This is a genomic window from Methyloglobulus morosus KoM1, from assembly GCF_000496735.2.
Classification (GTDB): domain Bacteria; phylum Pseudomonadota; class Gammaproteobacteria; order Methylococcales; family Methylomonadaceae; genus Methyloglobulus; species Methyloglobulus morosus.
The window spans coordinates 1-13222 of the sequence record NZ_AYLO01000085.1; the positions used below are offsets into that span (position 1 = coordinate 1).

Annotated in this window: 13 protein-coding genes and 4 tRNA genes; 4 read left to right on the plus strand and 13 right to left on the minus strand. The window is 48.7% G+C overall.

What is annotated here, in order from left to right:
• Positions 1-36: 36 nt before the first annotated feature.
• The 10 genes from MGMO_RS10955 to MGMO_RS11000 form a co-directional block, all read right to left on the minus strand.
• Positions 37-112, minus strand: a tRNA-Thr gene (locus MGMO_RS10955).
• Positions 113-122: 10 nt separating this feature from the next.
• Positions 123-196, minus strand: a tRNA-Gly gene (locus MGMO_RS10960).
• 19 nt (positions 197-215) lie between these two features.
• Positions 216-300, minus strand: a tRNA-Tyr gene (locus tag MGMO_RS10965).
• A 222-nt stretch (positions 301-522) separates the two neighbouring features.
• The gene (pth, locus tag MGMO_RS10970; RefSeq protein ID WP_023495121.1) at positions 523-1089 is read right to left on the minus strand and encodes an aminoacyl-tRNA hydrolase; all 567 of its coding nucleotides are present in this window, start codon (positions 1087-1089) and stop codon (positions 523-525) included.
• A 15-nt stretch (positions 1090-1104) separates the two neighbouring features.
• Positions 1105-1728, minus strand: a complete 624-nt coding sequence (locus MGMO_RS10975; protein WP_023495122.1) for a 50S ribosomal protein L25/general stress protein Ctc — start codon at positions 1726-1728, stop codon at positions 1105-1107.
• Between the two features lie 51 nt (positions 1729-1779).
• A complete protein-coding gene (locus tag MGMO_RS10980) occupies positions 1780-2733 on the minus strand; it encodes a ribose-phosphate diphosphokinase (RefSeq protein WP_023495123.1) in 954 nt (317 codons plus the stop codon).
• A gap of 40 nt (positions 2734-2773) precedes the next feature.
• Positions 2774-2848: transfer RNA gene (locus MGMO_RS10985), tRNA-Gln, on the minus strand.
• A complete protein-coding gene (gene ispE / locus MGMO_RS10990) occupies positions 2849-3736 on the minus strand; it encodes a 4-(cytidine 5'-diphospho)-2-C-methyl-D-erythritol kinase (RefSeq protein WP_023495124.1) in 888 nt (295 codons plus the stop codon).
• A complete protein-coding gene (gene lolB / locus MGMO_RS10995) occupies positions 3717-4310 on the minus strand; it encodes a lipoprotein insertase outer membrane protein LolB (protein WP_023495125.1) in 594 nt (197 codons plus the stop codon). Before lolB ends, ispE begins: the two co-directional genes overlap by 20 nt.
• Position 4311: 1 nt before the next feature.
• Positions 4312-6063, minus strand: a complete 1752-nt coding sequence (locus MGMO_RS11000) for a tetratricopeptide repeat protein (RefSeq protein WP_023495126.1) — start codon at positions 6061-6063, stop codon at positions 4312-4314.
• Positions 6064-6454: 391 nt separating this feature from the next.
• Between MGMO_RS11000 and hemA the strand changes: the two genes are divergently transcribed.
• The 4 genes from hemA (at position 6455) to MGMO_RS11020 (ending at position 10283) form a co-directional block, all read left to right on the plus strand.
• The gene (gene hemA, locus MGMO_RS11005) at positions 6455-7711 is read left to right on the plus strand and encodes a glutamyl-tRNA reductase (protein WP_023495127.1); all 1257 of its coding nucleotides are present in this window, start codon (positions 6455-6457) and stop codon (positions 7709-7711) included.
• A gap of 57 nt (positions 7712-7768) precedes the next feature.
• A complete protein-coding gene (gene prfA, locus MGMO_RS11010; RefSeq protein WP_023495128.1) occupies positions 7769-8854 on the plus strand; it encodes a peptide chain release factor 1 in 1086 nt (361 codons plus the stop codon).
• A gap of 19 nt (positions 8855-8873) precedes the next feature.
• Complete coding sequence (prmC, locus tag MGMO_RS11015) at positions 8874-9722, plus strand: peptide chain release factor N(5)-glutamine methyltransferase (RefSeq protein ID WP_023495129.1); 849 nt, start codon at positions 8874-8876, stop codon at positions 9720-9722.
• Between the two features lie 129 nt (positions 9723-9851).
• Positions 9852-10283, plus strand: coding sequence for a Mov34/MPN/PAD-1 family protein (locus MGMO_RS11020; protein WP_023495130.1), 432 nt, complete (start codon positions 9852-9854; stop codon positions 10281-10283).
• A 101-nt stretch (positions 10284-10384) separates the two neighbouring features.
• On the opposite strand, the gene MGMO_RS11025 is transcribed toward MGMO_RS11020, so the two are convergent.
• The 3 genes from MGMO_RS11025 to MGMO_RS11035 all read right to left on the minus strand — a co-directional run bounded on the left by MGMO_RS11025 (position 10385) and on the right by MGMO_RS11035 (position 13031).
• Entirely contained in the window at positions 10385-10861 is a 477-nt protein-coding gene (locus MGMO_RS11025; protein ID WP_023495131.1) for a hypothetical protein, read from the minus strand.
• Positions 10862-11088: 227 nt separating this feature from the next.
• A complete protein-coding gene (rlmD, locus tag MGMO_RS11030) occupies positions 11089-12435 on the minus strand; it encodes a 23S rRNA (uracil(1939)-C(5))-methyltransferase RlmD (protein ID WP_023495132.1) in 1347 nt (448 codons plus the stop codon).
• Positions 12420-13031 carry a YdbL family protein gene (locus tag MGMO_RS11035; protein WP_023495133.1) on the minus strand — a complete coding sequence of 204 codons (612 nt, stop codon included), beginning with the start codon at positions 13029-13031 and terminating at the stop codon, positions 12420-12422. The genes rlmD and MGMO_RS11035 overlap by 16 nt, the downstream gene beginning before the upstream one ends.
• Positions 13032-13222 lie beyond the last annotated feature (191 nt).

A 13222-nucleotide genomic window follows, 5' to 3' on the forward strand; every position in this document is an offset into this window, starting at 1 on the left:
TATATAGTCTTCGTTGTATCTAGTAAAACTCTCAAATGGAGCCCATAACCGGATTTGAACCGGTGACCTCTTCCTTACCAAGGAAGTGCTCTACCTACTGAGCTATATGGGCCTAAATAAGATGGAGCGGGTGATGGGAATCGAACCCACGTGATCAGCTTGGAAGGCTGGAGTTCTACCATTGAACTACACCCGCAGATAATTGGTAATAAAGGTGGTGGAGAGGGGAGGATTCGAACCTCCGAAGGCAGAGCCGGCAGATTTACAGTCTGATCCCTTTGGCCGCTCGGGAACCTCTCCGATATTGCATAAACGCGGCATTATGATTTATAGACTCTTAACTGTCAACTGATGATTTTTTACTTTTGGCATTTACGGGAGTTCTGGACATTTGTTTGGGACATGGTCGGTCAAGGTTTCCCTGAGTAAAGCGAGGGGCTTATTATAAGCGGGTTTAAACCGCCATGGTTCCTGTGATTTAACCCCTAACTCTCTTCCGCAAAGAGAGAGGGTTATCGTGGCTCAGCTATTGATCTTGTTCATTACCGCTCCAATGTCGCCAGCAATGATCTGGTCGATAAATCCCTTCCCATTGTCAATTGCGGAGAGCATAAGCTGGCTATCAGCCTTGGACGGGGCTGACAGTACATAATCGGCGACGACCATTCCCGCAGGAGGACGGCCTATACCAATGCGTAAGCGGTAAAAGCTGTTGCCGCCTAAATGGGCGATAATGTCCCTAAGCCCGTTGTGCCCGGCGTGGCCGCCGTCTTTCTTCAGCTTGACAACACCTGCATCGAAATCCAGTTCATCGTGGACAACAAGGATTTCTTCTATGGCTATTTTGTAATACCGCGCCACTTTGCCTACCGATTGCCCACTTCGGTTCATGAAAGTCTGCGGCTTAAGCAAGAAGACTTTTTCGTTGGCAATGTTACATTCGGAGATATGGCCTTGAAAATCCGGTTTATTTGACCAAGCAGATGACCTTCCTGCAACCAAACTGTCCAAAAACAAAAACCCGGCATTGTGCCGGGTTTTTTCGTATTGCTGACCCGGATTTCCAAGGCCAACGATGAGCTTTATCATAACCAGTCTATTGCATTACTCTACAGCTTTGCTGGCATCATCCGCCGCATCCTCTTTGCTGGCTTTTGATGACATCATCGATACAACCGGCAGGTCATGTTCTGGCCCTTGATGCAAAGCAACAATTTCGACACCTTTGGACAATACGAGGTCGGACAAATGCAGGGTGTCGCCAATATCCAGTTTAGTCAAATCCACTTCGATGAACTCAGGCAAAGCTGAAGGCAAGCAGGTCACTTCGACATCCACCATGGAATGCGTGGCAATACCGCCTTTTTTACCACCAATTGAGGTGCTTTCGTTGATAAAATGCAGCGGAACATGCACTTTAATAGCTTCTTTCATGCTAACCCGTTGGAAATCCAAATGCAAAATCTGGAATTTTGCAGGATTGCGTTGTACACCTTTCAATATCGCTTTTTCCGTTTTACCATCGACGGTGACATCCAAAACGTGCGAATAAACCGCCTCGTGTTCAAGGTGCTTAACGACTTCATTATGGCTCAACATGAGCATCTTGGGTTCGTCATGACCACCATAAATTACCGCAGGCACTTTACCTATACGACGCACGCCCCGTGCTGCGTTCGTTCCTGACTGTCCCCTGCTTTCAGCGACAAATTCAAATACATTTGACATTTCAACTCAACCTCGCGCCTTCAAGCGCTCATAAAAACTATCTTAAAACTTTCAATCGACGTAAAGCGAGCTTACGGATTCACCTGCGGTAATGCGGCGTATCGTTTCAGCCAACATTTCAGCAACACTTAATTGCCGTATCTTTTTGGACACCGTCGCTTCATCACTTAGCGGGATGGTGTCGGTCACCACCAATTCATCCAGCGTCGAGCCGTTAATATTCTTTAATGCAGCCCCTGACAATACCGCATGAGTACAATAAGCCACGACTTTTATTGCGCCATGTGCTTTCAGGGCAGTCGCTGCGTTGCATAGCGTACCCGCCGTATCGACCAAGTCATCTACCAAAACGCAGGTACGGTCTTCTACATCACCGATAATGTGCATGATTTCCGACACATTGGCTTTTGGCCTGCGCTTATCGATAATGGCAAGATCGGCATCGTCCAACCTTTTTGCCAACGCCCTGGCACGAACCACCCCGCCTACGTCTGGCGAAACAACGATTAAATCTTTGTATTGCTGCCGCCACACGTCGCCCAGCAAAAGTGGGGATGCGTAGACATTGTCAACCGGTATGTCAAAAAATCCCTGGATTTGGTCAGCATGTAAATCCACGGTCAAAACCCTATTCGCACCAGCTTGTTCTATCATCTGGGCGACCAGTTTGGCCGTTATCGGCACCCTTGCCGACCTCGACCTACGGTCTTGCCTGGCATAACCGTAATAAGGCATTACTGCAGTTATTCTCGCTGCGGAGGCGCGCTTGAGCGCGTCCATCATCACCAGCAGTTCCATCAAATTTTCGTTAGTGGGCGAACAGGTTGGCTGGATAACGAAAACATCCTTACCGCGGACATTTTCCTCAATTTCTATCGCAACTTCACCATCACTAAAGCGCCCAACATCAGCCATCCCTAAGCGCATATTGAGCTTTTTGACGATACCCTCGGACAAAGCCAAGTTAGCATTTCCCGAAAACACCATCATGGCGGTGTCGTTCATCCGAGCACTCCTGATTCTTTCTTAGCCCATGCGAAGAGAGTGGCTGGGTCGCTAGGATTCGAACCTAGGTATGCGGAGATCAAAACCCCGTGCCTTACCGCTTGGCGACGACCCATTAAATCATTAAATTCAAATTTGCTGTATCAAGCTTCACAAATAAAGGCGAGCGATTAACCCCTTTTGCCAAATAGCTGACCCACTTGCCTTTCAGTTTCTGGTAAGCACCACTTGCGTCTTCATAGGAATCAAATTGGGCGAAAACACACGCACCAGTCCCCGTTAACCTCGCCACTGCAAATTCGGACATATCTTTTAACGCCTCATCTACTATAGGGTAAAATCGGCAAACTGTCTCAAGGCAATCGTTTCGGCGATCACCTTCTATAAAATCAGGCATTTTGATGGATTTGCTGTTACGTGTCAAATCTTTAGCTGAAAAAATTTCCTTGGTGTTCACATGACAATCTGGCTTTAGGATTACAACCCATTGTTCAGGAACAATAATTTCACTAAGCTTTTCGCCAACCCCTTCTCCCCAAGAAGCATGCCCGTAAATAAATACCGGAACATCCGCACCCAGCGACAAACCCATCGTAAGCAATTTTTCTTTTGGTAAATTCAAACCCCAGAGTTGATTCAGCACCACCAACGTGGTTGCGGCATCAGAACTGCCCCCACCTAAACCGCCACCCATTGGCAAATTTTTCTCCACTTCGATACAAACACCTGAACTGCAGCCAGTCTCGGCTTTCAGCAATTTGGCAGCCCGTACCGTCAGGTCGTCGCTTTCTGCCACGCCTGGGATGGTTTTTAGCAGGCTAACTTCACCATTATCAACCGGATGAAAAGTCAGCCAATCGCAGAATTCCACAAACTGGAACACGGTTTGCAGCAGGTGGTAACCGTCTTCTCGTTGCCCAACGATACGCAGCATCAAATTCAGTTTTGCAGGTGCGGGCCAGCGCCCTGACCATGCCGACTCCTTAGTTAGTCTTTCCGCCATTCAAATCCCATCGGTCAACAATCAATTTTAGCTTTACATGCTCGTCGGAAACCGACATTTTATGCGGCATGGTCTCAACGCCTGTTTTTTGCATTTCTTTATAAGCGATCAGCCATCCGCCCTGCACAAAGCCATCGGACGTTTCTTGAAAATCCTGTCCTGATTCCGGCAAGCCCACCGCCCAAAAGCGCAAGGATTCCAGAGGCACAAGCAACCCCAATTGCTGGCTGATAAACTGTTCAGGATGATTTGATGTCTGCACATTACCGCCACCCCGGTCAATTTTAACGACATTACCCGCCAGCTCAATCACGACAGCACCCTGGCCTAAAGGTCCCGACAACCTTATTTTCTCACTGTTCGGCAAATGGCCCCATTCAATATTGGCCGACCATGAATCTTTAGGCGAAACGACCGCCAACCGCCCCTGCAAGCGCCATTCCTGTATGCCATAAAGATGCGCTCGTGCTGCCTGTGTATATGCGCCTTGATGAACAGGCGGCACACTGGCGCAAGCGGACAACAACAGCACCACGCAAGTCGTGCTTAAGTGATTTGTTAGTCGGTGAAACACGTTAATGTGCGGAATTTAATTGCAGGAATTTATGTTTAAAATGGAGAAGGAAGCTATCATCTGGCGCATCTTGCAATGCTTTTGCGATTAATTTTTTGGCTTCTTCTTTTTTTCCTGAAACCCAAAGCACTTCGGCAAGATGCGCAGCGATCTCGTTTTCCGGTTGCTTGTCGTACGCTTTTTGCAAATAGTCCAGTGCGGCTTGGCGATTGCCCATCCTATATTTTAACCAACCATAGCTATCCAGTATAACCGCCTCGCCCGGCTTTAAGCGTAAGGCATGAAGGAGGTAGGTTTCTGCTTCCGCATAACGAGTGGTTTTGTCAGCCAAACTGTAACCCAAGGCATTTAACGCTTCCACATTATCTGGATGCTTAGCCAATATTTTTTGCAGATCGGCCTCCATGATGCCTAAATTACCCATCCGGTCAGCCATCAACGCACGGGAATAAAGCAATTCTTCTTGATCCGGGTAGACGCTTAATTCCTCAGTCAAGTAGCTGTAGGCTTTTTCATACTGCTTTTGTTGACTATACAATTCAGCCCGAAGCAGCACAATGCGTGGCTTTTGCTTTGGAAATTTACCCGGCAATGCCTTCAAGCGCTGCTCTGCCCTGTCATACTGCTTATCTTTGGCGAGCAAGGAAATACCCGTCAAAGCGGCTTCAAATTGAAATGGGCCGTCCGTGACTTTATCAAATGCGCTCAGCGCGTTTTCTAAATTACCCCGCTTTTCTTCGATTTTGCCCAAATAGAAATTTGATTGGTTGCGCCAATCGGCTTGCACTAGCAGCTGCTTAAAAATATCTTCCGCTTTACCGTCGCGATCCAATTGCAAATGTACCAGGCCCAAGGAAAATTGGCTTTCGAAATCCTTGGGGTCATTCGCAAAAAGCGTTTCGTATACCTCGCCGGCTTCTTCATATTTAGCCGACTTGATTAGCACCTGCGCCAGCATTTTCTTAAATTTTGGATTGTCGGGATATTTTAGCGAAGCGTTCCTCAACAAGGTTTCTGCACGCTTGAAATCTTCGCCATAGACCGCCAATTGTGCTTGTAAAATTAGCGCCTTATCCCAGTCCGGCTGCAATTTTAAGGCACGTTCAATTTTTCTTTCCGCCAAATCCTTGTTTTTCAAATCCGAAGCCAGCAAAGACTGGATAAAAAAAATGGACGCTTGGTCGGGATGTTTAACGGCCAAATCGTCCATGACCGCGTAAATAAAGGCGACGTTATCCTCTTTTTGCAATGCACCTGCCAGTTCAAACAAGGTTTTTTCAAACCCGGCGGGATCTTGTTTCAGGAGCGCGCTTAACTGTTCGACGGACTGCTGCTTATTCTCCGCTTTCAATGCCGAAAGCGCGGCTATTTTTCTGGCCGACAGGTTATTGGGGTCTTGTTTCAACCACAAAGAAACCGCTTCGTTCGTCTTGTTGCCGTCTTTCATATACATGGCAATCATTGCCGCCCGTTCCGTAAGCCGTGGATCATGTACACGCTTTGCGGCTTCCAGATAACCTTCCATGGCGACATCATACTGCCCCCTTTGTCCGGCGATTTCAGCTGTCATCAACATGAATAACACATCTGGATCTATAGATGTTTTGCTTTCCTTCTGTTGCTTTTTACCTAAGGGCTTAGTCAGTTCAACAGCTTTTACAGCCGCTCCAGGTGTTGCAGCCTGTTCATTTGTGGTTGCACAACCATAGAGCAAAACGAGAACAATAACGGGAAACAATCTAAAAATTGGCACAGATGATCCTATCCATAATTCATTAAATATCACACATAGATTAGCAGAAAACCTAATAGGTTCAGACTGTTAATTTATCTGACGCATATTGTACATTTATTCAGGTACTTACTGAACAACTAAACAGCCCGTCACCGTATTCGCATGGAATTTTCAACTCCCTTGCAACAAGCTGACTTATTTAGGCGGTATATTATCGACCCCATAACATGGTATTCCTTCTGGATTAAGCAATACTTGTGTTGCATGTATTTATTCAACATGAAGTTCTATTGTTACAAATGCTCACTGTTTCACAAAATTCGGGTAAATGTGTGCGAGTTAGGGGCCTAGCCCAATAACACTTTCCAAATCTGTTACAATTTAGCCAATATTTTCATTCTGTTGTCACATGACATTTTTAGCCATCGGAATCAATTACAATACCGCACCGGTCGCAATCCGTGAGCGTCTGGCGTTTCCTGCCGATACCTTGCACACGTCTTTGCTCGATTTGCGGCAGGTGAGCGAAATCAGCGAAGCCGCAATACTTTCTACGTGTAACCGCACCGAATTTTACTGCAACGCAAACACCTCCGACGAAAAATTCTTGATTGACTGGGTGGCTGAAACCAAAAGCATTGACCCTAACGCCTTCAAGCCGTATTTGTACACCCATGCCGACAATCAGCTAATCCGGCATATGTTCCGGGTGGCTTGCGGCCTGGATTCCATGATCTTGGGTGAGCCCCAAATCCTGGGACAAATGAAATCCGCTTACCAGACGGCTTGCGAAGCCGGCACCTTGGGTAAGGACTTGGGTAAATTATTCCAACAAACCTTTACTGCCGCCAAGAAAGTCCGCACGGATACGGCAATCGGTTCCAGCCCTGTTTCTGTCGCATTTGCCGCCGTCCAGCTTGCCCAGCAAATTTTTTCTAATCTTGGGGAACAAACCGCACTACTGATCGGTGCCGGAGAAACGATAGAGCTCACCGCACGGCATTTAACCCAACAAGGCATTGGCCGACTTATCATTGCCAACCGCACTCACGCAAAAGCGCTTGCCCTCGCCGAACAGTTTAAGGGATTGGCTATCGCCTTAGCCGAATTGCCTTCGCATTTGGCAGAAGCCGACATTGTCATTTCGTCGACTGCCAGCCAACTGCCCATACTCGGCAAGGGAAGCGTCGAAAGCGCCTTGAAAAAACGTCGGCATAAGCCCATGTTCATGGTCGACCTTGCCGTCCCCCGTGATATTGAAGCCGAAGTCGAGCAACTTCGGGACGTATACCTGTACACAGTCGATGATTTGCAAAACACCATCGACCAGAACATGGATTCCCGCCGCCGCGCCGCCGCGCAAGCCGAAGAAATTATCGACACCCAAGTCGACCATTTTTTGGCTTGGCTACGCGCCCAAAGCGCACAAACAGTCATCCGCGACTACCGCTTGCAAGCTGAACAAACCCGCGATGAAGCCCTGCAAAAAGCGATCGGCTTATTGAAAAACGGTGGCACACCCGAAGAAGTCTTAACACGCTTGGCTTACAGCCTGACCAATAAGCTAATCCACACGCCCAGCACCCAAATCCGTGATGCGGCTGCCAACGAAAGGCACGATGTCATTGCCGCCGCACACGAGATCTTTAAGTTGAATAAAACGTAAGGCACAAAACAGCAAAAACCCTTGCGCCTAGATTAAAAAACAAACCAAGAAGTTAAAATGAAGCCTTCAATCCAACACAAACTGGAAAACCTCTGCGAACGCTATGAAGAAATAGCGGCGTTATTGTCTGAGCCGGAAACGCAAAACAACCAGAACAAATTCCGCGCCTTAAGCCAGGAATACGCGCAAATCACGCCATTGGTCGAATGTTATAAAAAACGTGCGGAAGCGCTTGACCAAAAGGCCTCGGCTACCGAAATGATGAGCGACAGCGACCCCGAATTGCGGGAACTCGCCAAGGAAGAAATCGCGGAAGCGGAGCGGACCATCGACGCTATTGAGCATGACCTGCAAGTCTTACTGTTACCGAAAGACCCCAATGATACCCGCAACATCTTCCTGGAAGTCCGGGCCGGCACGGGTGGCGACGAAGCCGCCATTTTTTCCGGCGACTTGTCCCGTATGTACCAACGCTATGCGGAACGTAAAGGCTGGCAAACGGAGATCATCAGCGAAAATCAGGGCGAACACGGAGGCTATAAGGAAGTGATACTTCGGGTGTCCGGTCGTGACGTGTATTCGCAACTCAAATTTGAATCCGGCACGCACCGCGTTCAACGGGTGCCGGAAACCGAATCGCAAGGCCGTATCCACACCTCTGCCTGTACCGTCGCCATTATGCCGGAAGTCGAGGAAGTCGATGCCATCGACATTAATCCTGCCGACTTAAAAGTGGATACCTACCGATCATCCGGCGCGGGCGGCCAACACGTAAACAAGACCGAATCCGCCATCCGCATCACCCACATCCCATCAGGCGTGGTCGTCGAATGCCAAGATGAACGCTCGCAACACAAAAACCGTGCCCGCGCCATGTCCCTATTGGCTTCCCGATTGCTGTCCGCCGAGCAGGAAAAGCATCATGCCGAACAATCCCTTAACCGCAAATTACAGGTCGGTAGCGGTGACCGCTCCGAGCGTATCCGCACCTACAATTACCCCCAAGGCCGCCTGACCGACCACCGCATCAACTTAACCTTATACAAACTGGACGACATCATGCAAGGCGGCTTGGAGCAAGTCATCCAACCCCTCATCAGCGAACATCAGGCCGAACTGCTGACCCAACTGGGTGACGAATAACCCACACAAGCCGCAATCAATGCCTACCCTTAAATCGACGTTGGCAGAGGCAGTCAGCTTATTGCAAGCAACGACTGAATCACCTTTGCTGGATGCCGAGCTATTGCTTTGTCACGTATTGGGCAAAGACCGATCTTATTTGCGGGCTTGGCCGGATGCCGAGCTCAATCCCGAACAACTTCACGCCTATCGGGCGTTGGTCAATGACCGGCGACAAGGCAAACCCATCGCTTACCTCACGGGTACGAGAGAATTCTGGTCACGGGATTTTCATATCTCGCCCGATGTGCTGATTCCCCGGCCTGACACTGAATTGCTTATCGAGCTTAGCCTTGCATTAATCCCGACAAACCAACCGTCCAGGATCATCGACTTGGGCACGGGTTCCGGTATCATCGCCATCACCCTTGCCGCCGAACGCCCCGCTATCCACGTCAGCGCAACCGATATTAGCGCAACCGCCTTGCAGGTTGCGAAAGCCAATGCCGCGCGGCATCAGGTCGAACGCATCCAATTTTGCCAAAGCCATTGGTTTGACGATGTCCCAACGGGAAAATTTGACCTCGTCGTCAGCAACCCACCTTATCTTGCGTCTGATGACGAACATCGACAACAAGGCGACCTGCGTTTTGAGCCGCTTACTGCCTTGGTTTCGGCCCAACAAGGGCTCAGCGATATACAAACGATAGCCGAAACTGCCCGTAACCGCTTAGAAAACGGCGGTTTTTTGCTGGTAGAACACGGTTATAACCAGAAAGAAGCGGCCCAGAAACTATTCCGCAACTTGGGTTATCATAACGTGCAGACGCACCATGATTTATCAGGGCAACCTCGCGTGACTTTAGGGCAATACCTATCGCCTTCTTGAAAAAGCTTTTACAATGCTGTCCCAACCACTTCCCCTCTCCCTCTGGGCGAGGGGCAAAAAGTAATTTAAAACCCTCATCCCGMCCTTCTCCCAAAGGGAGAAGGGGACGTTTTCTGTTAAGGAATCAATATGACTCAACACGAGCAAACCACAGAAACCCAGATACCCCGCAAACTGACCAACCAGTTACTGCATCTTGCCCAACTGTCGCCCGACGACGAAATTTGCGGATTGGTCGGCAGCCTTAACGGTATCCCCATCACCTGTTACCCCATCGCCAACATAGCCGAACAGCCGCAGCAGCGTTTCCTGCTCGATGCCAAACAGCAAATTGCCGCGATGGCAGAAATGCGGGAACAAGGCGAAGAACTGTTCGCCATTTATCATTCCCATCCGAAAACACCCGCCGAACCGTCCAGTTACGACCTGGAATCCACTACTTACCCCAAAGCGCTTTGCCTGATTATCTCGTTGAACACCAAAGGCGTATTGGAAATGCGTGGCTTTAAAATAAGCCCACAAAAAGCAGAGGAAGTGGAGTTGACGTTGCTGGAGGAATGATTCCGCTTTTGGGGCGACGTATTACCTAATACGCGGTTTTCCATGAAGCAAATCGGTCAAGCCGTACGTGATACGTACTGGGCTTGACCCCATCTTAGTTGTTAACGATGGTTGGGGCCATCGTCATGTCCACCATGGTGGTTATCATGGCCGCCATGACGCATCCTGCTTTTCTTTCCACGGCATTTGGCGTTATCGTCTTCAACCAATTGGCCGGTCACGCCATTATCAGTGGTTTTAAAAATCGAACCTGTAACAGACCGGTTTTTGATAAAGTCGAAAGTAATAGCGGTTGCGCCTTCAGCAATGTCATTGGTATTGCTATCGAAATCAAACTCAACTTCATCGCCAGATGAACTAATCGTTTGAACATCGCCCGACTTAATGATCACTCCACCTGATTTCACTTCGGCATAATAACTGCCATTACCAAGCCCTTCTCCGTCTACAGATACCTTAGACCGGTCAGGCCGCACTCGGCATTTTGTCTCAACTTGGTCGGCATACACATCCGCCAAAACAGTCAAATAAAGCCCCAAAATTGTTGCCGCTGCGAAAGCGAGTTTTTTTATGCTCATAGTTATCTCCTTAAAGCTTACAAAATAAATAAAGAGAAATAATTCAAAATTGCTCATTTCGCCTTATCACCCTTCCGTTAATTGCAAAATATAGGGTAAAGGTTCAAACCCAACGGTAAAAATTTAGGATCGCCAACATTGATAGATTGTTTTTGTTATTAGTTTCAAAACCATATAGGGGATATTCAAAAAACTGGGGAATTGCTTACGTTTACGGTATCGAGTCCTTATTTGGAAAATAAGGCAATCGACTCCACATGTCCCGTTTGGGGAAACATGTCCATGACACCCGCCTTGATAAGCTTATAGCCTAGGTCGTTAACCAAAATCCCGGCATCACGGGCCAGGGTTGAGGGATTGCACGAAACGTAAACAACCTGCTCCGGTTGCCACTGTTTAAAATGATGCAGCACTTCCGATGCACCTGCCCTGGACGGGTCGAGCAGGATTTTATTGTATTGCCGCTTAACCCAAGGTTGGTCGCTGATATCCTTGCTCAAATCCGCCGCATAAAATTCTGCATTGTCGATACCGTTATGTTGGGCGTTTTCCCTGGCATGTTTAACCAAGGGCAGGTCGCCTTCCACGCCGACCACTAAGCCTGCATACTTGGCGATGGGCAAGGTAAAGTTGCCTAGGCCGCAAAACAGGTCCAGCACGGTATCGGCCTTGGTCAGGTTGAGGGTTGCCAGCACACGGTTTACCATCAGGCGGTTAATTTCATAATTGACCTGGGTGAACATGGCGGGGCGAAACTTGAATGTTATGCCGTGTTCGGGCAAGGCGTAAGTCGGGATAACTTCCGGCTCGCCGTCCAAAGGCACTATTGTGTCCGGACCTTTGGATTGCAGACATAGCGTTAGGTTATGAGCTTTGCCGAAAGCGCGCATCCGCTCCTGGTCGTCTGCCGTCGGCGGCTCCAATACGCGAATCGACAATACGCATTGCTCATCACCGATAGCGACTTCGATCTGCGGGATAAGTTCGCGGATGCTCAAACCTTCAATCATCTCACCCAAGGCGACAAGCCGTGTCCCAACGATGGGGTGCATAACCACGCAATTGTCCATCTCGGCAAGATAAGGATGACGCTTTTCGCGGAATCCGACCAGCACGCGGTTTTTTTTGGCCACGTATTTAACGCCCATTCGCGCTTTTCGGCGATAGCCCCAATGCGGGCCGATGAGCAGCTCCCAAAGTTCTGGAATCGTAATTTTGCCGATACGTTTAAATTGTTCTTCAAGCAAGCCTTGTTTGATCTGGATTTGGGTGGCGGAATCCACATGCTGGAAGCTACAGCCGCCGCACACGTCAAAATGAGGACAAAGAGGTTCAACCCGATGTTCGGACGGCGTTAAAACATTAACAACCCTACCTTCAGCATAATCCCGGCGGATTTCCGTGTACAGGAATTCGACTTCTTCGCCCGGCAAGGCGGCATCAATAAAAACAGCTTTACCTTCAATATGTGCAACGCCCCTGCCATCGTGGGTCAGGGAATTAATTACTGCCCTTACCGGCTCGGTCGGCAAGGGCTTTCTTCTTGTTCTTGCCATGTTTATTTCTGCTTCCATGCCCCTGCGGCTTGGTACCACCAGCCAGATTGGGCATTGCTTATCCAACGCGTGGCAAACGTCGATTTAATTTGCGTCACCCATTCTGGATGCCCGTTGGCATTGGCAATGGCCTGATAAAGTGCCTGACGGTCGGCATTTTCACTCGCTACCAATTTATTCACTTGGTTACGATCTTTTAACGGCACACTGGCGGCGTCCCTAACCATTAGCAAGCCATCCGACCTTATACCGATAGCCCCTGATGCATAAAAACCTTGTAAGGATGAAAACCGTCTTTCCATTGACGCGGTGAGCTGCCTAATTTCCGGGCTGTCTATGGACAAATCGGCTTCGGCGGCCTGTGCGGAGGAAATGGCAAAAGTTATGGCTTGATCCATAAGCCTGTAGAAACTCGTCTGTAAATCAGACCTCTGGGACGCAGGGCCTAGTTTAGATTTTAGCTCAGGTTTGTCCTGTGGTTTTGGCGGCACGTTATCTTGAATATTCTTGATAATCTCATCCGCGACTTTTTCGGCGGCTGCAGCAGGAAAGTAGATATTGATGGTGACACAGGCGGTAAGCATTAACATGCCTAACACAGAAAATTTTTTCATAATGCACTCCAAAGTTTGTTGGGAATTTCCCAAAATTTCAAAAGCTGTTGCTCCCTCTGCTGCTGGAGAAGGTTGGGGTGAGGAGATTAAAATTAACCCTTTTACGCCCCCTCATCCCAGCCTTCTCCCTCGAGGGAGAAGGGGCAAGCACCTAAGCAATCAAACTAAAATTTTCAGGTATTTTTAATGCC